Origin of the sequence: Stenotrophomonas sp. SXG-1 (assembly GCF_014083965.1) — a bacterium.
Lineage (GTDB): Bacteria > Pseudomonadota > Gammaproteobacteria > Xanthomonadales > Xanthomonadaceae > Stenotrophomonas > Stenotrophomonas geniculata.
Genome location: NZ_CP046588.1, coordinates 3,374,402 through 3,399,255 on the forward strand (window position 1 = coordinate 3,374,402; position 24,854 = coordinate 3,399,255).

At 66.2% G+C, this 24,854-nt stretch carries 20 protein-coding genes and 1 riboswitch; of the genes, 13 read left to right on the top strand and 7 right to left on the bottom strand.

Translation table 11 applies throughout. The features are described 5' to 3' along the window. Positions 1 to 78 precede the first annotated feature (78 nt). Positions 79 to 1,461 carry an L-serine ammonia-lyase gene (locus GOC52_RS15490; protein ID WP_019338791.1) on the top strand — a complete coding sequence of 461 codons (1,383 nt, stop codon included), beginning with the start codon at positions 79 to 81 and terminating at the stop codon, positions 1,459 to 1,461. 70 nt (positions 1,462 to 1,531) lie between these two features. Then, positions 1,532 to 2,527 carry an alpha/beta fold hydrolase gene (locus GOC52_RS15495; RefSeq protein ID WP_191849819.1) on the top strand — a complete coding sequence of 332 codons (996 nt, stop codon included), beginning with the start codon at positions 1,532 to 1,534 and terminating at the stop codon, positions 2,525 to 2,527. 109 nt (positions 2,528 to 2,636) lie between these two features. Here the strand turns inward: GOC52_RS15495 and GOC52_RS15500 are convergent, their stop codons facing one another. From GOC52_RS15500 to metX, 3 genes are read right to left on the bottom strand one after another with little or no spacing between them, the layout of a single operon-like run. Beyond that, the gene (locus tag GOC52_RS15500) at positions 2,637 to 3,704 is read right to left on the bottom strand and encodes a homoserine dehydrogenase family protein (RefSeq protein WP_010482749.1); all 1,068 of its coding nucleotides are present in this window, start codon (positions 3,702 to 3,704) and stop codon (positions 2,637 to 2,639) included. Beyond that, positions 3,701 to 4,936 (bottom strand): O-succinylhomoserine (thiol)-lyase, encoded by a 1,236-nt coding sequence (locus GOC52_RS15505; RefSeq protein WP_010482748.1) that lies wholly within the window; start codon positions 4,934 to 4,936, stop codon positions 3,701 to 3,703. Before GOC52_RS15505 ends, GOC52_RS15500 begins: the two co-directional genes overlap by 4 nt. Further along, positions 4,933 to 5,964, bottom strand: a complete 1,032-nt coding sequence (gene metX, locus GOC52_RS15510; protein WP_191849821.1) for a homoserine O-succinyltransferase MetX — start codon at positions 5,962 to 5,964, stop codon at positions 4,933 to 4,935. Before metX ends, GOC52_RS15505 begins: the two co-directional genes overlap by 4 nt. A gap of 77 nt (positions 5,965 to 6,041) precedes the next feature. After that, positions 6,042 to 6,160: riboswitch (SAM riboswitch) on the bottom strand. A 149-nt stretch (positions 6,161 to 6,309) separates the two neighbouring features. On the opposite strand from metX, the gene GOC52_RS15515 reads away from it, so the two are divergent. From GOC52_RS15515 to GOC52_RS15530, 4 genes are all read left to right on the top strand, one after another. After that, positions 6,310 to 7,194, top strand: a complete 885-nt coding sequence (locus tag GOC52_RS15515) for a M23 family metallopeptidase (protein ID WP_043399143.1) — start codon at positions 6,310 to 6,312, stop codon at positions 7,192 to 7,194. A 66-nt stretch (positions 7,195 to 7,260) separates the two neighbouring features. Continuing rightward, the gene (locus tag GOC52_RS15520) at positions 7,261 to 8,865 is read left to right on the top strand and encodes a peptide chain release factor 3 (protein WP_014038155.1); all 1,605 of its coding nucleotides are present in this window, start codon (positions 7,261 to 7,263) and stop codon (positions 8,863 to 8,865) included. A gap of 204 nt (positions 8,866 to 9,069) precedes the next feature. Next, positions 9,070 to 9,708 (top strand): PAQR family membrane homeostasis protein TrhA, encoded by a 639-nt coding sequence (gene trhA, locus GOC52_RS15525; protein ID WP_010482744.1) that lies wholly within the window; start codon positions 9,070 to 9,072, stop codon positions 9,706 to 9,708. 73 nt (positions 9,709 to 9,781) lie between these two features. Continuing rightward, positions 9,782 to 11,755: an AsmA family protein gene (locus GOC52_RS15530; RefSeq protein ID WP_191849823.1), complete on the top strand. Its 1,974-nt coding sequence runs from the start codon at positions 9,782 to 9,784 to the stop codon at positions 11,753 to 11,755. 551 nt (positions 11,756 to 12,306) lie between these two features. On the opposite strand, the gene GOC52_RS15535 is transcribed toward GOC52_RS15530, so the two are convergent. From GOC52_RS15535 to mtgA, 3 genes are all read right to left on the bottom strand, one after another. Further along, complete coding sequence (locus GOC52_RS15535; protein WP_043399148.1) at positions 12,307 to 12,738, bottom strand: CBS domain-containing protein; 432 nt, start codon at positions 12,736 to 12,738, stop codon at positions 12,307 to 12,309. Further along, on the bottom strand, positions 12,698 to 13,717 hold the full coding sequence (locus GOC52_RS15540; protein WP_010482740.1) for a glycosyltransferase family 2 protein: 1,020 nt from the start codon (positions 13,715 to 13,717) through the stop codon (positions 12,698 to 12,700). The genes GOC52_RS15535 and GOC52_RS15540 overlap by 41 nt, the downstream gene beginning before the upstream one ends. Before the next feature lie 63 nt (positions 13,718 to 13,780). Then, positions 13,781 to 14,530 carry a monofunctional biosynthetic peptidoglycan transglycosylase gene (gene mtgA, locus GOC52_RS15545; protein ID WP_043399149.1) on the bottom strand — a complete coding sequence of 250 codons (750 nt, stop codon included), beginning with the start codon at positions 14,528 to 14,530 and terminating at the stop codon, positions 13,781 to 13,783. A gap of 77 nt (positions 14,531 to 14,607) precedes the next feature. Between mtgA and hslO the strand changes: the two genes are divergently transcribed. The 3 genes from hslO (at position 14,608) to GOC52_RS15560 (ending at position 19,612) form a co-directional block, all read left to right on the top strand. Beyond that, complete coding sequence (gene hslO, locus GOC52_RS15550; protein ID WP_010482737.1) at positions 14,608 to 15,501, top strand: Hsp33 family molecular chaperone HslO; 894 nt, start codon at positions 14,608 to 14,610, stop codon at positions 15,499 to 15,501. Positions 15,502 to 15,617: 116 nt separating this feature from the next. After that, a complete protein-coding gene (locus GOC52_RS15555; RefSeq protein WP_010482736.1) occupies positions 15,618 to 16,466 on the top strand; it encodes an XOO1806 family protein in 849 nt (282 codons plus the stop codon). Between the two features lie 383 nt (positions 16,467 to 16,849). Continuing rightward, entirely contained in the window at positions 16,850 to 19,612 is a 2,763-nt protein-coding gene (locus GOC52_RS15560; protein WP_010482735.1) for a TonB-dependent receptor plug domain-containing protein, read from the top strand. A gap of 137 nt (positions 19,613 to 19,749) precedes the next feature. Here GOC52_RS15560 and GOC52_RS15565 read toward each other — a convergent pair whose 3' ends face one another. Continuing rightward, on the bottom strand, positions 19,750 to 20,352 hold the full coding sequence (locus GOC52_RS15565) for a TetR/AcrR family transcriptional regulator (protein WP_006464233.1): 603 nt from the start codon (positions 20,350 to 20,352) through the stop codon (positions 19,750 to 19,752). 141 nt (positions 20,353 to 20,493) lie between these two features. On the opposite strand from GOC52_RS15565, the gene GOC52_RS15570 reads away from it, so the two are divergent. The 4 genes from GOC52_RS15570 (at position 20,494) to GOC52_RS15585 (ending at position 24,850) form a co-directional block, all read left to right on the top strand. Then, positions 20,494 to 21,411, top strand: a complete 918-nt coding sequence (locus tag GOC52_RS15570; RefSeq protein WP_010482732.1) for an alpha/beta fold hydrolase — start codon at positions 20,494 to 20,496, stop codon at positions 21,409 to 21,411. After that, a complete protein-coding gene (locus GOC52_RS15575) occupies positions 21,408 to 23,885 on the top strand; it encodes an acyl-CoA dehydrogenase (protein ID WP_043399155.1) in 2,478 nt (825 codons plus the stop codon). Before GOC52_RS15570 ends, GOC52_RS15575 begins: the two co-directional genes overlap by 4 nt. 74 nt (positions 23,886 to 23,959) lie before the next feature. Beyond that, positions 23,960 to 24,439, top strand: a complete 480-nt coding sequence (locus tag GOC52_RS15580) for a hotdog fold domain-containing protein (protein WP_191849825.1) — start codon at positions 23,960 to 23,962, stop codon at positions 24,437 to 24,439. A gap of 27 nt (positions 24,440 to 24,466) precedes the next feature. Continuing rightward, entirely contained in the window at positions 24,467 to 24,850 is a 384-nt protein-coding gene (locus GOC52_RS15585; RefSeq protein WP_238794406.1) for a hypothetical protein, read from the top strand. The last annotated feature ends 4 nt before the right edge of the window (positions 24,851 to 24,854 follow it).

Sequence of the window (24,854 nt, forward strand, 5' to 3'; positions counted from 1 at the left end):
ATGCTGCGCCGCAGCCATGGAAGTGCGGCATGAACCGCTAGAATAGCGGTCTCTTCCGGTACCCGCAGTACGGCAACCATGGCTGTCAGCACGTTCGACGTTTTCAAGATCGGCATTGGCCCGAGCTCCTCGCACACCGTCGGGCCAATGAAGGCCGCCGAGCGATTCATCCACCGTTGGCTGCTGGATCCGGGCCGCCTGCACGAGGTCGCGCGCATCCGCGCCGATGTCTATGGCTCGCTGGCGCTGACCGGCCGCGGCCACGGCACCGACAAGGCGATCCTGCTCGGCCTGGAAGGCCAGCGCCCGAACCTGATCGATCCGGACATCATTCCGGCCACGCTGGAGCGCATCCGCAGCAGCAAGCGCATCCAGCTGATGGGCCAGCACGAAATCGCCTTCGACGAGAAGCGCGACCTCGGCATGAACAAGCGCCAGAAGCTGCCGTACCACACCAACGGCATGCGTTTCACCGCGTACAACGCCGAGGACGAAGTGATCGCCACCCGCGATTACTACTCCGTCGGTGGTGGCTTCGTGGTCAACCAGGACGACGCGGCCGATGACCGCATCGTGCCCGACGAAACCCCGCTGCCCTACCCGTTCAAGAGCGGCGACGAGCTGCTGGCGCAGACCGCGCGCAGCGGCCTGAGCATTGCCCAGCTGATGTTCGAGAACGAGAAGTGCTGGCGCAGCGAGGACGAGATCCGCGCGCAGCTGCGCGAGATCTGGAGTGCGATGCAGTCGTGCGTGACGCGCGGCATCCGTGAGGAAGGCGTGCTGCCGGGTGGCCTGAAGGTGGGCCGTCGTGCACCGGCGCTGTACCGCGAGCTGTCGTCGAAGCCGGAAGCGGCGATGCGCGATCCGCTGACCACGCTGGACTGGGTCAACCTGTACGCACTGGCGGTGAACGAGGAAAACGCGGCTGGAGGCCGCGTGGTGACCGCGCCGACCAACGGTGCCGCGGGTGTGCTGCCGGCGGTATTGCACTACTTCGACCGCTTCTGCCCCGGCGCCAACGAGCAGCGCGTGTTCGACTTCCTGCTGACCTCGGCGGCGATCGGCATCCTCTACAAGGAAAACGCCTCGATTTCCGGCGCCGAAGTGGGTTGCCAGGGCGAAGTGGGCGTGGCCTGCTCGATGGCGGCCGGTGGCCTGGTCGCAGCGCTGGGTGGCAACCCCAGCCAGATCGAGAATGCCGCGGAAATCGGCATGGAACACAACCTCGGCCTGACCTGTGACCCGATCGGCGGCCTGGTGCAGATCCCCTGCATCGAACGCAACGCGATGGGCGCGGTGAAGGCAATCAATGCCTCGCGCATGGCGATGCGTGGCGACGGCAAGCACAAGGTGTCGCTGGACAAGGTGATCAAGACCATGCGCGATACCGGCCGCGACATGCAGGACAAGTACAAGGAAACCAGCCGCGGTGGGCTGGCGGTGAACGTCATCGAGTGCTGAGTTGTAGCGCCGAACGACACCGTCACCGCATTCCGGTTAGGCTCGGGGCTCCCTGCCCCCGGACCGCCCCATGCGCGTGATCGCTGCCGCCCTGCTTGCCTGCCTGCCGCTGCCTGCCCTGGCTGCGCCGACCTATGGGCCACGCCTGGAAGGCTTCGACTACGGCTATCCGGTGAAGACCTTCGCACTGGAATCGCAGCGGCAGCCGCTGGAAATGGCCTACCTGGACATCGCGCCGAAGAAGGCGCCCATCGGTGTGGTGGTGCTGCTGCACGGCAAGAACTTCTGCGCCGCCACCTGGAAGGAATCGATCAAGCCGCTGGTTGCCGCCGGCTACCGGGTGATCGCCCCGGACCAGGTGGGTTTCTGCAAATCCAGCAAGCCCGAGCGCTACCAGTACACCTTCGCGCAGCTGGCCGCCAACACCCATGCCCTGCTGCAACAGCTGCAACTGGGCGATGTGCCGGTGCACCTGGTCGGCCATTCGATGGGTGGCATGCTGGCGGTGCGCTACGCGCTGATGTTCCCGCAGGACCTGCGCAGCCTGTCGCTGGTCAACCCGATCGGTCTGGAAGACTGGAAGGCGTTGGGCGTGCCGTGGCGCAGCGTGGACGCGTGGTACGCCGGCGAATTGAACATCAGCTATGACAGCATCCGCCGCTACCAGCTGGAGGTGTACTACGACGGCAAATGGAAACCGGCGTATGAACCGTGGGCGCGGATGCAGTCGGGCATGTACGAAGGCCCGGGCAAGCAGGCCGTTGCATGGAGCCAGGCGCTGGCCTCGGACATGGTGTTCAACCAGCCGGTGGTCTACGAACTGAAGAACCTGCAGGTGCCGACCACGTTGTTCATCGGCCAGAAGGACCGCACCGCGATCGGCCGTGACCTGGCACCACCTGCAGTAAAGGCGACGCTGGGCAATTACCCGGTGCTCGGCAAGGCCGCGGCCGCGACGATTCCCGGCGCCACGCTGGTCGAGTTCGCCGAACTGGGGCATTCGCCGCAGGTGCAGGACCCGAAGCAGTTCAACAGCGCATTGTTGAAGGCGTTGAAGTCTCGCTGACCGGCAGGCGTGCCCCTGTAGAGCCGAGCCCACGCTCGGCTCATCAGGCGGGATGGGGATTCTGTCAGGAGCAGCCGAGCGTGGGCTCGGCTCTACAGAAGCGGTGCGATCAACCCACGATCCGCAACACATCATCCAGCAGCGCGGCGGCGGTGACTTCCGCGCCAGCGCCCGGGCCCTGGATCAACAACGGCTGGCGCTGATAACGGTCACTGTGGATGGCTACGCGGTTGTCGGTGCCCGCGCCCTGCGCCAACGGGTGATCGGCCGGCAGCTCGCGCAGGCCCACCTGCGCACCCGCGCCATCGACACGGCCAACGAAACGCAGCACGTGGCCGTTGTCGCGCGCCTGCTGCCAACGCGCCTGCAACGGCGCATCCAGCTGCTCCAGTGCCCCCAGTGCATCCTCCAGCGGCAACGCTGCCAGCGTTTCAGGCACCAATGAATCCACCTGCACCTGCGAAGCATCCAGCGCCAGCCCGCTGCTGCGGGCCAGGATCAGCAGCTTGCGCCGCACGTCTTCGCCGGACAGGTCCAGGCGCGGATCGGGCTCGGTATAGCCGGCCGCCAACGCTTCGCGCACCGCCGCCGAGAACGGCGACTGGCCGTCGTAACGATGGAACAGCCACGCCAGCGAACCGGACAGCACACCCTCGATGGCATGGATGTGATCGCCACCGGCCACCAGCGCGCGCAGGCTGCTCAGCAGCGGCAGGCCCGCGCCGACGGTGGCGCTGTCGCCATAGCGCGCACCACTGTCGGCGCAGCTTTCGGCAATCGCCTGCGCGCGTGCGAGCTGCGCACCACGGCCCAGCTTGTTGGCGGTCACCACGTGCACGCCGCGTGCCAGCCACTGCACGTGGCGTGCGGCCACGTCTTCGCTGGCGGTGGCATCGACCACCACGTCGCCACGTTCCAGTCCTTCGGCGCTGGCCCACGGCGGCGAACTCTGGCCATCGCGCGGTGCACGCCGTGCCAGCTCCAGCGGCAACACCAGGTCACGATCGATCTCCAGCGCAGTGCGTGAATTGGCCAGCCACTGCACGCTGGGCAGTTCCAGCCCACGCGCCCGCAATGCCTGGTAACGCTGCACGAAGGCCGAGCCGACCGTGCCAGTGCCCAGCAGCGCCAGGCGTCCCACGCCCAGCGCAGGAATGTCAGCGGCGAGCGCGCTCATGCATCCACCACCTGTTTGCGACGCGCGGCCGCATCAATCACCGCTTCGGCGCGCTGCAGCGCGGCGCCCAGATCTGCCAGCAGGTCACGCTCGGCCTCGATGCCGACCGACAGGCGCAGCAGCCCTTCGCTGATGCCGGCGGCGGCACGCGCTTCGGCGGTCATCGCCGCATGGGTCATGGTGGCCGGATGCGCGATCAGGCTTTCGACGCCGCCCAGCGATTCGGCCAGGGTGAAACAGCGCAGGCCATCGACGAAGGCACGCACTGCGGCATGCGGATCATCGCCTTCGCAGTCGGCCAGTTCGAACGACAACATCGCGCCAAAGCCGCTTTGCTGGCGTGCGGCGATGGCATGCCCGGGGTGATCGGCCAGGCCCGGGTAGTAGACCCTACCGACTGCCGGATGCTGGTCCAGCAGGGCAACGATCGACGCGGTGTTCTCCTGGTGCACGCGCAGGCGCGCATCCAGCGTGCGCAGGCCGCGCAGGGTCAGGAACGCATCGAACGGCGAACCGGTCAGGCCCAGCGCGTTGCCCCACCACACCAGCTGCTCGTGCAGTGCCTGATCGCGCGCGACCACCGCACCACCCACCACATCGCTGTGGCCATTGATGTACTTGGTGGTGGAATGCAGCACCAGATCTGCGCCGAAGGCCAGCGGTTGCTGCAGCGCCGGCGACAGGAAGGTGTTGTCGACCACCACGAGTGCACCGGCCTTGTGCGCGGCATCGATGACGAAGCGCAGGTCGGTGATGCGCAGCAGCGGGTTGGACGGGGTTTCCACCAGCACCAGCTTCGGCTGGGTGGCCAGCGCCTGTGCCAGTGCACGCGGATCGGTCAGGTCGGCGGTGACCAGTTCGAAGTGGCCCTTCTTCGCCAGCGCATTGAACAGGCGCCAGCTGCCACCGTACGCATCGTGCGGCACCACCAGGGTATCTCCCGGCTGCAGCAGTGCATTCAGCACCAGGTTGATCGCCCCCATGCCGGTGGCGGTGATCACGCCGCCGGCACCGCCTTCCAGTTCGGCCAGCGCCTCACCCAGCAGGTCGCGGGTGGGGTTGCCACTGCGCGTGTAGTCGTACTGGCGCTTGTTGCCGAAGCCTTCAAAGCTGAAGTTCGACGACAGCACGATCGGCGGGGTGACCGCGCCATGGGCGGTATCGCGATCGATGCCGGCACGGACGGCGGCGGTGGTGCGACTACAGGACGGCTCGTTGGCGTGCAGGCTCATGCGGACTCTCCAGAGGTGCGGAAGGCAGTGGCGAGGATCGCGTCGATGCGATCGGTTTCTTTGAGGAAGGCGTCGTGGCCGTAGGGCGAGCGCAGCACGCGCAGGCTGCCGCGCGGGCCCAGACCTTCGACCAGGCCGACGAGGTCGGCCAGCGGCACCAGGCGGTCGCCCTCCACGGCCACCACCACGGTCGGCGGCAGGATCGCGGCGGGGTCGACGCGGTGCAGGTCGATCGATTCGGACAGGCGCAGGTAGGCGGTCACCGGTGTGCGCGCGACGTACTGCGCGCCGGCGGCGTCGAGATAGTCTTCGGCGGCCACGCGCACGCGGCCGTTGATCACTTCCGGCGCGGCATCGAAGCGCTCGCCGAATTCTTCCGGGGTGCGGTAGCTGAGCATGGCGAACTGCCGGGCCAGCGCCAGGCCATGATCTTCGCCGCACTGCAGCTGGCCCAGCGCGACGGCGCGGCGCTGCAACGCGCGCCAGGCGGCGGCATACGGGTGCGGGCGATGCGCACCGCTGGCCAGCACCAGCTGGCGCACGCGGGCACGATGACGGATCGCGAACTGCTGGCCGACCAGCGCGCCATACGAATAGCCGACGAAGGCTTTCAGCGCGCGGATGCCGAGATGATCCAGCACCAGCGCCAATGCGTCGGCCTGATCGGCGGTATCGATCGGCACGTCCAGCGCACCGTCGGCGCCGATGAAATCGAACGCCAATACGCGCAGCTGCTGCGGATCCAGCGTGCGACCACTGCCGACCAACTCTTCGGCCCAGCCCTTCTCGCTGAACTGTGCGTTGGAGGCCACATGGCGATGCGCGGAGATGCCGCCGGCCAGTACCACCACCGGCGCGTTGGCCGGGCCGACCCACTCGTAGCGCAGGCGCACCGGGCTGGGGCCGGCATGACGCATCGACAGCACCGCGGCGAACTCACCGCGCTCGGCATGCACACGGTCTTCGACCGGCACGCTGACGGGGACAAAGGGTTCGGGGCGAACGGCGGTACTGGCGGCGAAGCTCATGGCGGGATCCGGTTGGGGAATCGGCCATCGAGCCTTCGCGGGGCCCGCGTTCGAGATGCACGTGTGGTGCATGGTTCGAACCATCTTTCGGTGGACGCCACGATCCCCGCAGGATTTGGCACCTACGCGGACGCTTGCGCGCCTGCGGGCTGCCCCGGCTTCAAAGGGCCTGTCCCTCTGCCGGTCTCGATGGTGAGGCCACGATGCCAGCCCTTCCGCGCACTGTCAATCCCTTCATGCGGATAAAGCGATGAATATTTTCGTCCCGGGTATGCGAGGGGCGTCGCGGTTGTCCCGTTCAGGATCCGGTACAGTCCCGGCGGTCCCTGCCGCTGGAACCCCCCGATGCCACGCCTGCCCCTGACCTGGCTGCTGCTGCCCCTGCTGGCGAGTGCGACGGCCAGCGCCGGCGACTGGCGCCAGGGCTGGGGACTGGTGCCTCCTCCCGCTTCTGCCGCCCGCGCAGGCGATGCCGAGGCTGCCGCACCGATGGCCCAGCTGCGCCTGCAACCGGTCGGCACGCAATGGCAGGCCCGCATCGACAACACCCTGGCCGGACCGCTGCAGATCGAGCTGCGCGCTGCACCCGGACACCCGGTCGAAGGGCTGCCGGTGCAATCGCTGATCCAGGGCGACAGCAGCCTGGTGGTCGGCCACCTGCCTGCCCCGCTCGACGGCCGCACGCTGGACCTGCGCCTGCAGTCGGTACCGGGCAATCCGGCCGCACAGGCCGAGGATGTGGCCTATCGCCTGCCGTTCGATGCGGCCCGTCCACGCGTGGACCAGGCGCCGCAGGGCCGGTTCAGCCACGACGACGAGGAAAACCGCGATGCGGTCGACTTCGCGCTGCCTGAAGGCACGTTGGTGCTGGCCGCACGCGAGGGCACGGTGATGCAGATCCAGGATGGCTTCCGTGGCAACGGCCAGGACCGCGAACGCGATGGTGGCCGCGCCAACTTCATCCGCGTGCTGCACAGCGACGGCAGCATGGCCCTGTACGGCCACCTGCAGGCCGGCGGCATGCGCGTGCGTCGCGGCCAGGCGGTGGGGGCCGGGCAGCCGATCGGCCTGTCCGGCAACAGTGGCTACAGCAGCGCCCCACACCTGCACTTCGTGGTACAGGTCAACCGCGGCATGGGCCTGCGCTCGGTGCCGGCACGCATCTTCGCCGAGCAGGGCCAGCTGCAGTTCGCCCGCCACGGCGAGGCCGACGGCGGGATCGGGCGCTGACCGGCCCCGGCCGGTATAATCGGGCGCTTATCTCTTTGAAAAGCGCCCCGGGCGGGCGCCACTGCCATGTCCGAAGTCGCCAACGAAGCGTCGCGTCGCCGCACGTTCGCCATCATTTCCCACCCTGACGCCGGCAAGACCACGCTGACCGAAAAGCTGCTGCTGTTCGGAGGCGCGATCCAGATGGCCGGTTCGGTGAAGGGCCGCAAGGCTGCCCGCCATGCCACCTCCGACTGGATGGCGCTGGAAAAGGAGCGCGGCATCTCCGTCACCTCCTCGGTGATGCAGTTCCCGTATGAAGGCAAGATCGTCAACCTGCTCGACACCCCCGGCCACGCCGACTTCGGCGAGGACACCTACCGCGTGCTGACCGCGGTGGACTCGGCGCTGATGGTGATCGACGTGGCCAAGGGCGTGGAAGAACGCACCATCAAGCTGATGGAAGTGTGCCGCCTGCGCGATACGCCGATCATGACCTTCATCAACAAGCTCGACCGCGAGGGCAAGGACCCGATCGAGCTGCTGGATGAAGTGGAAACCGTGCTGGGCATCCAGTGCGCCCCGGTCACCTGGCCGATCGGCATGGGCCAGCGCCTGAAGGGCGTGGTGCATCTGCTCACCGGCGAAGTGCACCTGTACGAACCGGGCCGCAACTTCACCCGCCAGGACTCGACCATCTTCCCGTCCATCGATGCCCCCGGCCTGGCCGAGAAGATCGGTGCACAGATGCTGGCCGACCTGCGCGACGAACTGGAACTGGTGCAGGGCGCCAGCCACCCGTTCGACCTGGACGCTTATCGCGCCGGCAAGCAGACCCCGGTGTTCTTCGGCTCGGGCGTGAACAACTTCGGCGTGCAGCCGCTGCTGGACTTCTTCGTCGAGCATGCGCCGTCGCCGCAGGCACGCTCCACCACCGGCCGCGAGATTGCCCCGGAAGAGAACAAGCTGACCGGCTTCGTGTTCAAGATCCAGGCCAACATGGATCCTCAGCACCGTGACCGCGTGGCGTTCATGCGCGTCTGCTCGGGCCGTTTCAGCGCCGGCATGAAGACCTTCCACGTGCGCACCGGCAAGGAAATGAAGCTGGCCAACGCCCTGACCTTCATGGCCAGCGATCGTGAAATCGCCGCCGAAGCGTGGCCGGGCGATGTGATCGGCATCCACAACCACGGCACCATTTCCATCGGCGATACCTTCACCGAAGGCGAAGCGGTCACCTTCACCGGTATTCCGAACTTCGCCCCGGAGCTGTTCCGTCGCGCACGCCTGCGTGATCCGCTCAAGCTCAAGCAGCTGCAGAAGGGCCTGGCCCAGCTGTCCGAGGAAGGTGCGACCCAGTTCTTCCGCCCGCTGACCAGCAACGACCTGATCCTGGGTGCGGTCGGTGTGCTGCAGTTCGACGTGGCCGCGTACCGCCTGAAGGACGAGTACGGCGTGGAAGCCACATTCGAGCCGGTCAGCGTGACCACTGCGCGTTGGGTCCACTGCAGCAACGAAAAGAAGCTGGAAGAGTTCCGCGAGAAGAACGCACTGAACCTGGCACTGGATGCGGCCGGCCACCTGGTCTACCTGGCACCGACCCGGGTCAACCTTCAGCTGGCGCAGGAACGCTCGCCGGACGTGCGCTTCTCGGCCACCCGCGAAGCGGCGCATACGGTTTCGGTGGGCTGATGCCACGCGGTCGGATCCCTTTCCGCAGGAAAGGGCTCTGACTCCTGCAGTGCCGGGCGTTCATCCACGCATGGCGTGGATCTACCATGGACCCGGCGCAGGCCGGCAATTCATCGACCATACGGTGACGGGCGTGCAGACGCCGCCCATCGCGGCGATGATAGGGGGGTGCGGGTCCCCCTCCCCGCGAACGATGCCTACGCCATGTCCACGACTTCCGTTGCTTCGATCCGCGAAGAAATCGCCAGCGCCCTGACCCACGGCCTCGGTGCCGTGCTCGCTCTGGGCGCCGGTGCGGTACTGATCACCCTGGCCGCCATCTACAGCGATGGCTGGCAGCTGGCCGGCGCGATCGTATTCGGCATTGCGCTTCTGCTGCTGTACACCGCCTCCACGCTGTACCACGCCATCCAGCACCCGGTCGCCAAGGGCCGCCTGAAGGTGTTCGACCACTGCGCAATCTACGTATTGATCGCCGGCACCTATACCCCGTTCACCCTGATCGGCCTGCGTGGCCCGTGGGGCTGGGGCCTGTTCGCCGCGATCTGGACCCTGGCCCTGGCCGGGGTGGTGTTCAAGCTGTTCTACACCGGCCGCTTCAAGGCGCTTTCCACCGGCATCTACATCGCCATGGGCTGGCTGGTGATCGTGGCGATCAAGCCGATGCTGGCCTCGATCGACGGCTGGACGCTGGGCTGGCTGCTGGCCGGCGGCCTGTCGTACACGCTGGGCACCTATTTCTATCACCGCGAATCGATCCCCTATTCGCACGCGATCTGGCACCTGTTCGTGATCGGCGGCAGCGTCTGCCACTTCGTCGCGGTAACCATGCAGGTGCTGTAACGGCGCGGGTTGTGCACACCACGCACATGGACGCTTCGCGCCCCGTCCACGATGAAGGGGCAACCATGGCAGCGTGAATGCTGCCGCCTCCCCTGCCGCAACGCGCGCTTCCCGCTGGCGCCTCCGCAGACCTGGCCCGCGCGGCCGGCGCTGGCTCACGGTCCTGGTCTTCCTGCTGGCAGTGATCCTGGTGGTGATCGCGCTGTGGGACTGGAACTGGTTCAAGGGTCCGGTCGAGCGCGCGGTGCAGGCACGCACCGGTCGTGCACTGCACATCGGCCACCTGGATGTCGACCTCGGCCGGACCAGCACCATCCGTGCCGATGCGATCACCTTCGCCAATGCCGCCTGGGCGAAGCAGCCGAACATGGCCACGGCCGACCGCGTCGAGATCGACGTGCGGGTATGGCCCCTGCTGCGCGGCAGCGTGCAGCTGCCGGAAGTGCGCCTGACCCGACCGGACGTGCTGCTGGAAACCGCCCCGCGCAAGGGCGAGCCGGGCAACTGGGATTTCCTGGGTGACAGCAGAGGCGGGACAAGCCCGCAACTCAAGCGCCTGCGCATCGACGACGGCCGGCTGCAGTTCCTCGACGCACTGGGCCGCACCGACATCCGCGTGGGCGTGCGCAGCGGCCAACCGAAACAGGCCGATGCCTCGCCGCCGCTGCTGGTGCGGGGCAAGGGCCGCTGGCAGGGCAACCCGTTCACCCTGCAGGGCGGTACCGAATCACCGCTGGAACTGACCGACAGCGACCACCCGTTCCGCATCCACCTCGACGGCCGCGCCGGTGCCACCCACGCAGTGGCCCGCGGCACGCTCACCAACCCCTTTCAGCTGCGCGTGTTCGACCTGCAGTTCGCGCTCAGTGGCCAGGATCTGGCCGATCTCTACCCGCTGCTCGGCATCGCCATCCCGCCCTCACCGCCCTATGCGTTGGACGGACGCCTGAAGCGCGACCACAACGTCTGGCGTTACGACGGCTTCACCGGCAAGGTCGGCGACAGCGACCTGGGGGGCAACCTGCAGTTCGAGGTGGGACGCGACCGTCCACGACTGACCGCGACGCTGGAATCCAGGCGCCTGGACTTCGATGACCTGGCCGGCTTCGTCGGCGCGCCACCGAAGACCGGCGGCGGCGAAACCGCCAACGCAGAACAGAAGGCCGAGGCAGCACGCGTTGCTGCCCGTGCACGCGTGCTGCCCGACACGCCCTACAACCTCGGAAAGCTGCGCGCGATGGATGCCGACGTGCGCTGGAAGGCCCACCGCATCAACGCCCCTTCGTTGCCGCTGGACGACATGGATGCGCACCTGCTGCTGGATGACGGCGTGCTACGGCTGGACCCACTGAACTTCGGTGTGGCCGGCGGCGATATCCGCAGCACGATCCGCATGGATGCACGTCAGCCGCAGATCCGCACCGCGCTGAAGGCCAGCGTGCGCGGCGTGCAGCTGGGCCAGCTGCTCCCGGACGCGAAGCTGGCCGAGCAGGCCAAGGGCGGCATCGGCGGCGAAGTGGACCTGAGCGGCCGTGGCAACTCGATCGCCGCGATGCTGGGCAGCAGCGATGGCAAGGTCGGCCTGGCGATGGGCCGCGGCCATGTCGGTAACCTGGTAATGGAACTGGCGGGGCTGGACATTACCGAATCGCTGAAATTCCTGGTGACCGGCGACAAGCAGATCCCCCTGCGCTGCGCCTTCGCCGACTTCGGCGTGCGCGACGGCCTGATGACCAGCCAGGCACTGGCGGTGGATACCACCGACACGATCCTCATCGGCGAAGGCACGGTCAGCCTGCGCGACGAGACCTTGGACCTGCTGCTGAAGCCTCGCCCGAAGGACAAGAGCATCCTGGTTCTGCGCTCTCCGCTGTATATCAGCGGCACGTTCAAGGATCCGTCGTTCCGCCCGGACTTCAAGGCATTGGGTATTCGTGGCGCCGTGGCCCTGGCGCTGGGCAGCATCGCGCCGCCGGCGGCGTTGCTGGCGACGATCGAACTGGGGCCGGGCAAGGATGCCGACTGCGGGGGGCAGTATGCGAAGTAGGTTTACAGCGTTGTTCGCGGCGCCTCTTTTCCCGCGCGTAGAGCCGGAGCAAGGCGACAGGCAGGACACGCCGTAAATACGTCCCTGTAGGCTCGGTCGGCGCATCCATGCGCCTCACGGTCCTGCCTGCCGCCTTGCTCCGGCTCCGGACAGTTTCCTGCGCGCGCGGAACGAGAGCGGAAATTCAAAGTCAAAAGAAAAAAGCAGAGTCAAAAGCCGTTGCCAACCAAGGCTGGCAGCTACCCAAGGCGAGGCACCGCGCATGTAAACACCGCGCTCGCAGAAATGTGTCCAGAGGCGGAGGGTGCGGCTGGGCAGGACCGTTGGCGCCATGGATGGCGCCATCGAGCCTACAGGGACGTACTTGCGGCGTGTCCTGCCCAGCCGCACCCTCCGCCTCCCAACGTATCAGGAAGGCGCTGCTTTGGCTTTGGCTTTGGCTTTGGCTTTGGCTTTGGCTTTGGCTTTGGCTTTGGCTTTGGCTTTGGCTTTGGCTGCGGCTCTGGCTTCGAAAAGCGGGCCGGCGGGCCGCAGGCCCGCCAGCGACACCCTCACCCGGCGACGATGTACTGCTGCAGCTGATCCAGCTCGCGCCGCTGCGCATCGATCACCGATTTCACCAGGTCGCCGATGGAAATCACCCCCAGCACCTGCGCCCCCTCCACCACCGGCAGGTGGCGGATGCGGTAATCGGTCACCAGTTGCAGGCAGTGCTCTACCTGTTCGCCCGGCGAGACCGTCACCACCTTCGCCGTCATGATCTCGGCCACCGCCGTATCCCGCGACGAACGATCACGCAGCACGATCTTGCGTGCGTAATCGCGCTCCGAAAGGATCCCGACCAGCCGCGGCCCGTCCATCACCAGCACCGCGCCAATGCCCTTTTCCGCCATCAACCGGATCGCATCGATCACCGCCGCATCCGGCGCGACCGCATGTACTTCAGGAGACTTGCCGTCCAACAGTTGCTGTACCGTGGTCATCTGCCTGCCCTCCGAGGGTGGGTTGCAGGGCCGAGTCTGCCACGGTGGATGCTAGCCACGCGTCAACCAGGTACAACGGGCGCTGCTTGGATTCCTCGTACAGCCGTCCCAGGTACTCACCGATCAGGCCCAGGGCGATCAACTGCACCCCGCCCAGGAACAGGATCACCGCCATCATCGTCGGCCAACCCGCCACCCGGTCACCGTACAGGGCCGCCTTGGCGATCACCCATACACCGAATACGAAAGCAACCGCCGCCGTGGCCAGGCCCATGTAGGTCGCCGCCCGCAGGGGAACGGTCGAGAACCCGGTGATACCTTCCAGCGCGAAGTTCCACAGCCGCCAAAGGCTGAACTTGCTGGAGCCGGCCACGCGCGCGTGGCGGTGGTAGGGCACGGCAATCCGCTTGAATCCGACCCAGCTGAAAAGACCCTTCATGAAGCGATGGCGTTCACGCATCTCGCGCAGCGCGCTCAGCGCGCGCGGCGACAGCAGGCGGAAGTCACCGGTATCGGCAGGGATCGGCGTGCGTGAGAGGCGACCGATCACCCGGTAGAACGCCGCCGCCGTGGCGCGCTTGATCCAGGCCTCGCCATCGCGGGCCATGCGCGTGCCATAGATGTTGTCATGCCCTTCGCGCCAGCGCGCAACGAACTGCGGCACCAGTTCCGGCGGGTCCTGGCCATCGGCGTCCAGGATCATCGCTGCGCCTTCGCGCACCAGATCCAGGCCGGCAGTCAGCGCGGCCTCCTTGCCGAAATTGCGCGACAGCTTCAACGCCGATACGCGCGCGTCGCCCTGCGCCAATCCTGCGATCACCTGCCAGGTCCCGTCGTGGCTGCCGTCGTCCACATACAGGATGTGACCATCGACGTCGGGCATACCATCGAGCACCGCGCACAGCCGTGGATGCAGCAGCGGCAGTGCCAGGGCCTCGTTGTAGGCGGCGATGACAAAAGTGAGCCGTTCGCGGTTCATGTCCGGATTGTACGTTGCCGGCGCGCACACGACCCGCCGCCTGCCGATCGCAGCGCGCCCGCCTCAGTCCTCCGACAGATAGGACGCGCCGCCCAGCTGTCGTGCCTGGCGCTGGATCCATGCCGCGCGCCTCTGCACGTACGGCCCTGGCTTGGCCGCGTTGTAGCGTCGCGGTGCCGGCAACACCGCCGCCAGCCGCGCACTCTCGGCCGGACTCAACCGGGCCGCGTCCTTGCCCCAGAACGTCTGTGCCGCTGCCTGCGCGCCATATACGCCATCGCCGAACTCGGCGATGTTGGCGTACATCTCCAGGATGCGTTCCTTCGGCCACAGTGCTTCGATCAGCACCGTGTACCAGACTTCCAGGCCCTTGCGTACCCAGCTGCGGCCCTGCCAGAGGAACAGGTTCTTGGCGACCTGCTGGCTGATCGTGCTGGCCCCCCGCAGGCGCCCGCCCTTGGCGTTGTGGTCGCGGGCCTTCTCGATGGCCTGCAGGTCGAAGCCGTTGTGGTCGGGAAAGCGCTGGTCCTCTGCGGCCACCAGCGAGATCGGCAGGCTCGCTGCCATCTGGTCCAGGTCGCGCCACTGGTAGTGCAGGCGATAGGACCAGTCGGCCTCGCCCAAGGCCTCGCCATAGCGCCACAGCATGACCGTGGATACCGGCGGGTCGATGAACCGCAGCACCAGCACCTGCAGGCAGCTGAAAGCGGCCAGCAGCAGCGGCAGCCAGAGCAGCCGTTTCCAGCGCCAGCGCCTGCGGCGCGGGACTTCCGCGATGGCCTCCACCTTGTGCTGCTCTCCCCCTGCCCCCATTACTGGTGCATCCTTCTTCTATCTGGTTGTCGGCGCATTATCCGGCAACCGCCCTCGTTTACGCGCGATGTGAGCCGATGACCGCCAACCCCGATTCCCTGATCCGCTTCCTGCTTCCCGACGCTGGCGTCCGTGGCGTCCACGTGCGCCTGCAGGCCACCTGGCAGGAGATCCTGTCCCACGCCGAGTACCCGGATACCGCCGCCGAACTGCTCGGCGAGGCCTGCGTGGCCTCGGCGCTGTTCACCGGCCACACCAAGATCGATGGCCGCCTCTCGATCCAGCTGCGCAGCAGCACCGCCCTGCGCACCCTGTTCGCCGAGTGCACCGCCGCCGGTACCCTGCGCGGCATCGCCCAGCTCAGCGAGGGCGCCGATGCGCCGCGCGACCTGTCCCGCCTGGGTGATGACGCCCTCCTCGCGATCACCATCGAGAACCCGGGCCTGGACCCGCGCGAGCCGCAGCGCTACCAGAGCCTGGTCGCGCTGACCGCACCGGAGCTGGACGAGGCCTTCGAGGATTACTTCCGCCAGTCCGAGCAGCTGCCGACCCGCCTGCTGCTGGCCGCCGACCGCAATGGCGCCGCCGGTCTGCTGCTGCAGAAGCTGCCGGGCGACGAGGGTGACGAGGACGGCTGGGCGCGTGCCAGCGCCCTGTTCGAGACCCTGGGCAAGGCCGAGCTGCTGGCGACCCCGGCCGAGCAGCTGCTGCACCGCCTGTTCCACGAAGAGAAGCCGGAACTGATGGGCGACAAGCCGTTGTCCTTCGCCTGCTCCTGTTCCCGCGAGCGGGTCGCATCGATGCTGCAGTCGCTGGGCGAGGACGAGGCCCGTGCCGCGGCCGTGGACACCGGCGCCGTCGAGGTCCGTTGCGAATTCTGCGGGCGGGAGTATCACTTTCCTTTGACGGAGTTCGGCATACTGTTCCACGGCGCCGAGGGGACTGTACCGGCGCCCGAACGGCTTCAGTAAACGGCTTGTCTTGCATCTGGGGGGATCAAGGCTTGTTAAGAATTCATAAACACCCTAGGATCAAGTTCCCGTCTCTGCGGGAACTTCCGTTGTCCGTCCCTGTCTGAACTGGTCCGATGCGTACCTTCCTGCGTCTACCGCTGGCCCTGCTGATCGCCCTTGGCGCGATCACGGGCGTGCACGCGCAGAGCAAGGACACCCGGACCGTGCTGCCGGTGTGGAACAAGGGCAGCGGCAAGGTCGAGGCCCTGCTGTACCTGGAGCCCACGGGTGAACAGGCCGCCGGCGCCCGCTGGCACTTCGGCCGCAACTCGCTGGATGCGGCCTTCGGCCTGTCATCCGGCGATTCACTGGGCCTGCTCTGCAACAGCAGCAGCGGGACCAGCATGAGCGGCCTGGCCAGTCACTGCATGCTGGCCAGCCTGGGTGACGACGACGACCTCAACAGCCGCCGCTTCACCGGCACCGCCGCGCTGAACCGCGGCAACAGCCGCCTCGGCATCACCGCGGGTACCGGCCGTGAAACGCTGCCGGCGTGGCTGTCCGGCCCGAACAAGACACCCTCGCTGCGCGCCGAGCAGAACGACCTGACCGTATTCGCGCAGAAGAACATCGGCCGCGAGGGTTTTGTCTCGATTGCCGGTACCTACGCCAAGGCCCGCCTGGTACCGCTGGCCGACGCCGCGCCGTCCATCGTCGACCGCTGGGACAGCAAGAGCCTGAGCATCGGCGCCGGCTACGGCAACTTCACCGGCAGCATCATCGGCCGCGTGATCGACGTACCGGGCAAGCCCGGCAAGTGGGAAGGCCTGGGCATCGGCCTGACCTGGCGTACCCCGTGGTCCGGCCAGCTTACCGTTGGCGCCGAGAACGTGATCAGCCGCGGCAAGAATCCGTTCTCCCCACGCAATGAAAGCAACGACGACGGCACCGTGCCGTACGTGCGTTACGAACAGGATCTCTGACCCCACCACGCGGGTCTTCCTGCAGTGACTCCTCCCGGGCGCCGAAAGGCGCCCGTTGCGTATGCGCGATCGTGATACACGTCAAGCGCTTTTCGACGAATTGGATACCGCGCAATTCATGTCGACATACTGCGATACACATCAATGGAAACTTTTTTCATCACTTTGCGCTAACAAACGAGACATTGTGATCGCAGATGCAATTCAACTCATTGATTTTGCTCATTAATTTTCATCTTTACCAAAAACACAGACTTGATTAACGCAGCTTTAATTCTTGGCGAACGCCCGCTACTATCGGCTCAGTCCTCGCGATTTGGGAGCGCTTTTCGCTCCCCCGCCGGGCATTAACCCAGCCAAGATTTCTTGGAGAGAGAGAGCCAATGAATTTCCAGTCCAACAAGCTGCGCGATGCCGTTCTGGTCGCGCTCGTTGCCGGTGTGGCGTCCACTGCCACCGCCCAGGCCCAGGAAGCGACCAACCTTGACCGCATCTCGGTCACCGGTTCGCGCATCAAGAGCACCGACATCGAAACCTCGCAGCCGGTCCTGAGCCTGACCCGCGCCGATATCGAAAAGCAGGGCGTGACTTCGGTCGCCGACATCCTGCAGCGCGTTGCCGCCAACGGTGCCGCCCTGAACCGTACGTTCAACAACGGTGGTGATGGTTCGGCCGGCATCAGCCTGCGCAACCTCGGTTCTGCGCGCACCCTGGTGCTGGTCAACGGCCGCCGCTGGACCACCGGCCTGGATGGCAGCGTCGATCTGAACACCATCCCGACCGCGATGATCGAGCGCATCGACATCCTGAAGGACGGTGCATCGACCATCTACGGTTCGGACGCGATCGCCGGCGTGGTGAACATCATCACCAAGCAGAACTTCGATGGCGCGGAAGCCAACTTCTACAAGGGCCAGTACAGCGCTGGTGACGGCGAACGCGAAGCGGCCGACTTCACCATCGGCACCACCACCGACCGTGCGTCGGTGATGCTGGGTGTCTCCTACGTGAAGGAAGACAAGGTCATGGCTGGCGATCGCAAGATCTCCGCCGGTGGCCCGCCGTTCTTCGACGGCCAGAGCAGCACCGGCATGCCGGGTTCCTACCTGCGCAATGACGAGCGCTATGTCCAGATCAACGGCGTGGAAACGCCGTTCAACGCCAACGTCCACGGCTACAACACCGCACCGGACAACTACCTGCTGACCCCGCAGGAGCGCACCTCGCTGTTCGCATCGGGCTCGTACAACATCACCGACAACGTCACCTTCCGCACCGAGGCGATGTACAACGAGCGCAAGTCAGAGCAGCTGCTGGCCGCCATGCCCGTCACTGGCATGCGCCTGAGCAAGGACAGCATGTACAACCCGACCGGTGAAGACCTGACCGGCGTCAACCGTCGCTTCAACGAGAGCGGCGGCCGTTCGTTCAACCAGAACGTCAAGAACTGGCACTTCTACGGTGGTTTCGAAGGCTTCTTCGAATTCGCCGATCGCAACTTCGACTGGGACGTCGGCTACCGCTACGACAAGACTGACCAGAACGACCTGACCTATGGCCTGTTCAACCTGGCCAACCTGCGCAACGCCTATGGTCCGTCCGAGCTTCGTGGTGGCGTGCCGGTGTGCGTTACCGCTCCGGGTGGCGACATCATCCAGGGTTGCGTGCCGGTCAATGCGCTGGGTCCGGAAGGCTCGATCAGCCAGGGTGCCATCGACTACACCTCGTTCACCGCCCACGACTCCTCCAACCTGGTGTCCAAGGGCTACTACGCCAACATCTCCGGTGAAATCGCCCAGCTGCCGGCAGGTGCCCTGGCGTTCGCCGCGGGCTACGAGTACCGCAAGGAATCCGGCCAGTTCGATCCGGACGCCTTCATTGCTGCTGGCCTGAGCACCGGCAACGGCGCCAAGCCGACCAAGGGCAGCTATGACCTGGACGAGTTCTTCCTGGAACTGTCGATCCCGGTGCTGGCTGACCTGCCGGGCGCCAAGCTGCTCGACTTCAGCGCGGCAACCCGCTACTCGAAGTACAGCAACTTCGGCAACACCACCAACAACAAGTTCGGCTTCCGCTGGAAGCCGATCGACGACCTGATGATCCGCGGTAACTACTCGGAAGGCTTCCGCGCGCCGAGCATCAGCAACCTGTTCGCAGGTGACGGCGACTCGTTCGAAACCTACGCTGACCCGTGCGCGGCCGCCAATGGCCCGACCGGTGCAGTGCTGGCGCAGTGTATTGCCCAGGGTGTTCCGGCTGGCTTCGTGCAGCCCAATACCCGCGACGATGACGGCGTGCCGCAGTCCGGTGCCGCCCAGACCGCCGAACCGTTCACCTGGAAGTCCAACCCGAACCTGAAGCCGGAAACCTCGACCAGCAAGACGCTGGGCCTGGTGTGGAGCCCGAGCTTCGTGACCGGCCTGAACGTCACCCTGGACTGGTGGCAGATCAAGATCGAGGACGCCATCACCCGTCCGGCGATCCAGGACATCATGAACTACTGCTACGGCGGCTCGCCGGCTGAGCAGGCAGCCTACTGCGGCCTGATCACCCGTGACCCGACCTACGGCACTGCCGCCGAGCGCTACACCATCACCAACGTCAACATGCCGCTGCAGAACCTGGCATCGTACAAGGTGGAAGGTTGGGATCTGGGCATCCTGTACCGCCTGCCGGAAACCTCGATCGGCCAGTTCACCGTCACCCTCGACAGCACCTATCTGAGCAAGTGGGAAACCAAGGCCACGGAAGACTCGCAGGTCGAAGGTCGCCAGGGACGTTACCTCGACCAGGATCCGTACTGGCGCATCCGTTCCAACCTGTACGTCGACTGGTCCTATGGTGATTTCGGCGTCAACTACGGCCTGCGTTACAAGTCGGGGATGACCGAGTCGTGCCTGCTGGGTGGTTCGCTGCGCAACTACTGCTCGGATCCCGAGAACCGCGAAAACCACATGGGCGCCACGACCTACCACGACGTCCAGTTCCGCTACAACACGCCGTGGAAGGGCACCATCATGGTCGGCCTGAACAACGTGTGGGACAAGAACCCGCCGGTCTCGTACTCGACCTCGTACAACATGTTCGACCCGCAGTACGACCTGCCGGGCCGCTACATGTACATGCAGTACAAGCAGAAGTTCTGATCGATCCACTGATCGGCTGATGCAGCAACGGCCCCGCAAGGGGCCGTTGTTTTTTGTATGTTCCATGCGGTGAATGCATCAACGGAAAAGGCCGCGGCATTGCCGCGGCCTTTCTGCACTCAACGCAGCAACAACGCTCAACCGTTCGGAATCAGCGTCTCGATGAGATGCTCGACATAGGCTTCGAAATCCTCGCGCGCCTGCTTGGGCTGCTGCAGCTGCAGGGACAGCTGCAGGAAGCCGACATAGGCGGCGTAGGCCAGGCGTGCGCGATGGCGTGCATCGGTCGAGCTGAGCCCTGCCTGGCGGAACGAGGCGATCAGATAGTCGAGACGGCGCTGCGACACGCGGTCGATCACCGGCCGCACCATCGGATGGTCCAATGCCTTCAGCAGCTCGCTGTAGATGATGTGCGGCTGCACTTCATGCGCCACCATCTGGAACAGCTGGCGCAGGCGCACGCGCGGGTCCGGTACGTCTTCCAGGCTGCCGAACACCTGTTCCTGTTCGAACAGTTCCCAGCGTTCCAGCGCGGCCTGCAACAAGGCGTCACGCGAGGGGAAATGCCAATAGAAACTGCCCTTGGTCACGCCGAGTCGCCGCGCCAGCGGTTCCACCGCAACGGCGCCTACGCCTTGTTCAGCAATCAGGTCGAGGGCCGCCTGGGCCCAGTCTTCGGCACTCAGGCGGCTGTTGCGGCCGGCGCGCGGTTCGCCGGCGGAAGCGTCAGGTTGATTCATGGGCTGATTTAACCATACGCCGGGGTTCGTTGCAGTACGCCGTTGCGGGCGAAACCGTCAAAGGCCTCTCCTGCAGGCCTGTCGCACTGCACCATACGATGCAGTATTGACTTCCCTCACAGGCGATCCATACTAGAAAGTATGGTTACGTCCCCTACTCCCGCTGCGTTCCATGACCTGCGCCTGGAGGCGGCCCATGGCGCCCGCCTCGCCGCCACTGCCAGCGACCACGGTCGTCGTGGCCGGGTGCTGTTCGCGCACGGCTTCGGCCAGACCCGTCATGCCTGGAATGCCACCGCGCGTGCCCTGTCTGCAGCCGGCCTGCAGACCTTGGCTTATGACGCACGCGGCCACGGCGATTCGGACTGGAATGCCGCCGACCTGCCCTACCACGGCGAACAGTTCGCCGATGACCTGATCGTGCTGGCCGGCGAGCAGCCGCGCCCGCCGGTGCTGGTCGCAGCCTCGATGGGCGGCCTGTTCGGCCTGCTGGCCGAATCGCGCTGGCCGGGCCTGTTCTCGGCGATGGTGCTGGTCGACATCACCCCGCGTTGGGATACCGCCGGTGTTGAACGCATCCTGGCCTTCATGACCGCCCATCCCGACGGCTTCGCCTCGCTCACCCAGGCCGCCGACGTGATCTCGGCCTACATGCCGCACCGCCCGCGCAAATCCGAGCAGTCGCTGCGCGCCCTGCTGCGCGAGGACGGCCCCGGCCGCTGGCGCTGGCACTGGGATCCGCGACTGGTGGCCGAACTGGCCCGCGACAGCGAGCAGCACCAGGACGCACTGGCCGAGGCCGCGCGCCAGGTGAAGTGCCCGCTGCTGCTGGTCAGCGGCGGCCGCAGCGACCTGGTCACGCCGCAGACCGTGGCCGAATTCCTGGCGTTGGCGCCGCACGCGCGCCATGTACAGCTGCCGCAGGCCACGCACATGGTCGCCGGCGATGACAACGACGCCTTTACCGCTACTGTGTTGGACTATCTGGACGTGTTGCCCGCAGCAGACGCTGCGGCTTCGTCCGCCACAAACGAGCACGTCACCGGAGCACGCTCATGAGCATCGTTCTTCCCTTCCTCGCCCTGCTGCTGGCAGGCGCGTTCGTCGCCTACCACCGCATGCGGCTGGTTACCTGGACGCTGATCAGCGTGGCCCTGCTGGCCGCCTGCTGGTTCATTCCCTACGTCAACCAGACCGCCACGATCGTCGCGGCCGCTGTGCTGGCCGTCATCGCCGTGCCGCTGCTGCTGCCGTTCATCCGCAAGCCGCTGCTGACCGGCCCGATGATGAAGGTGTTCCGCAAGGTGCTGCCGCCGCTGTCGCAGACCGAGCGCATCGCGCTGGAAACCGGCTCGGTTGGCTTCGAGGGCGAACTGTTCACCGGTGATCCGGACTGGAACATCCTGCTCAACTATCCCAAGCCGCAGCTGACCGCCGAAGAACAGGCCTTCCTCGATGGCCCGGTGGAAGAGCTGTGCACGATGGTCAACGACTGGGAAATCACCCACGTCCATGCCGACCTGCCGCCGGAACTGTGGGCCTTCATCAAGAAGAACAAGTTCTTCGGCATGATCATCCCGAAGGAATACGGCGGCCTGGGCTTCTCCGCACTGGCCCACCACAAGGTGATCCAGAAGCTGGCCTCGGTGTCTTCGGTGGTCAGCTCCACCGTCGGCGTGCCGAACTCGCTGGGCCCGGGTGAACTGCTGGTGCATTACGGCACCCAGGAACAGAAGGACCAGTACCTGCCGCGCCTGGCCGATGGTCGCGAGGTGCCCTGCTTCGGCCTGACCGGTCCGTTCGCCGGTTCCGACGCCACCTCCATTCCGGACTACGGCATCGTCTGCAAGGGCGAGTGGAACGGCGAGCAGGTGCTCGGCGTCAAGCTGACCTTCGACAAGCGCTACATCACCCTGGCGCCGGTCGCATCGCTGATCGGCCTGGCCTTCCGCATGTACGACCCGGATGGCCTGATCGGCGATACCCGCGACATCGGCATCACCCTGGGCCTGCTGCCGCGCGACACCGCTGGTGTTGAAATCGGCCGTCGCCACTTCCCGCTGAACTCGACCTTCCAGAACGGTCCGATCCGCGGCAAGGACGTGTTCATTCCGCTGACCCAGCTGATCGGTGGCGCAGCCATGGCCGGCAAGGGCTGGAACATGCTCAACGAGTGCCTGGCCGTGGGCCGCTCGATCACGCTGCCGTCCACCGCCAGTGGCGGTGCCAAGGCCGGTGCCGCCGTCACCGGCGCCTACGCACGCATCCGCAAGCAGTTCGGCCTGTCGGTCGGCCGCTTCGAGGGCGTGGAAGAAGCGCTGGCCCGCATCGGCGGCAAGGCCTACAAGATCAGCGCGCTGTCGCAGGCCACCGCCGCGGCGGTCGACCGTGGTGACGTGCCGTCGGTGCCGTCAGCGATCGCCAAGTACCACTGCACCAACATGAGCCGCGAGGTGATCTCGGACATGATGGACGTGATCGGCGGCAAGGGCATCATCCTGGGGCCGCGCAACTTCGCCGGCCGCAGCTGGCAGGCCGCGCCGATCGCGATCACCGTGGAAGGCGCCAACATCATGACCCGCAGCCTGCTGATCTTCGGCCAGGGTGCCATCCTCTGCCACCCGTGGGTGCTGAAGGAAATGAAGGCCGCGCAGGATCCGGACACCCGCGCCGGCCTGCAGGAGTTCGACCGCAGCCTGTTCGGCCACATCCGCTTCGGTATCTCCAATGCCGTGCGTTCGTTCTGGTTCGGCCTGACCGGCGCGCGCTTCGGCGCCGCCCCGGGCGACGCCTATACCCGCCGCTACTTCCGCAAGCTGGACCGTTACTCGGCCAACCTGGCGCTGATGGCCGATATCTCGATGATGACCCTCGGCGGCAAGCTGAAGTTCAAGGAATCGCTGTCCGGCCGCCTGGGCGATGTCCTGAGCCACGTCTACATGACCAGCGCCATGCTCAAGCGCTACCACGACGAAGGCGCACCGCAGGCCGACCAGCCGCTGCTGGCCTGGGCCTTCCACGACAGCGTGCACAAGATCGAGGAATCGCTGTCGGCCGCGCTGCGCAACTTCCCGATCCGTCCGATCGGCTGGCTGATGTGGGCGCTGATCTTCCCGCTGGGCCGTCGTGCCGAGGCTCCGGGCGACCGTCTGAGCCGCCGCGTCGCCGCGCTGCTGATGGCGCCGAACGAAGCGCGTGATCGTCTGGCCAGCGGCGTGTTCCTGACCCCGTGCGAGAACAACCCGGGTGGCCGCATCAACAGCTACCTGAGCAAGGCGATCATGGCCGAGCCGGTGGAGCGCAAGTTCCTCAAGGCGCTGAAGAGCAAGGGCATCGAAGCGCTGGACTTCAAGGCCCAGCTGGACGAAGCCGTGGCCGAGGGCGTGATCACCCAGGACGAGCGCAGCCTGCTGGAAGAGCTGCGCACGCTGACCCTGGACACCATCACCGTGGACGATTTCGACACCCACGAGCTGCGCGCGGCCAGCTACTACGACCGCCAGCACAAGGACCCGCATTCGCAGGCGGCCTGATCGCCCGCGACACGCGTTGCCTCGACGGCGGGCCTCGGCCCGCCGTCGTTCTATCCGCCGACCGGAAACCGCTCATGTCCACGCCCCTGCTTTCGCTCTACCACCGCCTGCAGCGCTGGCCCGCCGGCAACTGGCTGTTCTCGCGCGCGGTCTGCTTCAAGGCGCCCTACTTCGCCAGCATCGCACCGCGCATCACCCGCCTGGAACACGGCCGCTGCGAAGGCACGCTGGCCGATCGCCGCAAGGTGCGCAACCACATCGGCACGGTGCATGCGATCGCGATGTGCAACCTGGCGGAGCTGACCGCCGGGCTGATGGTGGACGCCAGCCTGCCGGCAGACATGCGCTGGATCCCCAAGGGCATGGACGTGAAATACCAGGCCAAGGCCTTGGGCACGTTGAAGGCCGTGGCGACGCCAGTGTTGTCCATCGTCAGTGCTGCGGACGGCTACGACCTGCCGGTGAAGGTCAGCGTGACCGATGCGGCAGGGACCGAGGTGTTCCATGCGACCATCGCGATGTGGGTATCGCCACGCCCTCCGCGCACAGGCTGATCAACCATGACGACCACTGAACTGCTGGTGCGCCTGGCAGGCATTCACAGTCTGGGGTTTGCCGCCTTCCATCTGGCGTTCTGGCGGCTGTTCGGCTGGAAACGCGAGCTCGCCCAGCTCGGCACGGCCAATCGCGCGATCATGCAGATCCTGAATCTGCGCGTGATCTATGTGTTCCTGGGAATGGGGCTGATCGCGCTGATCTTTGCCCCGGACCTGGTCGACACTCGTCTGGGGGTGGTCCTGCTGGGCTTCATGGCGGTGTTCTGGGTGGGCCGCACGCTTGAACAATTCGTCTTCCTGCGTATCAACGACTGGCGCGTACACCTGCTGACAGGCCTGTTCGTGCTGGGTGCGGCGCTGCATGCCGTGCCAATGTGGCTGGGCTTCATGCGCGCCATCAGCCGCTGAGCGA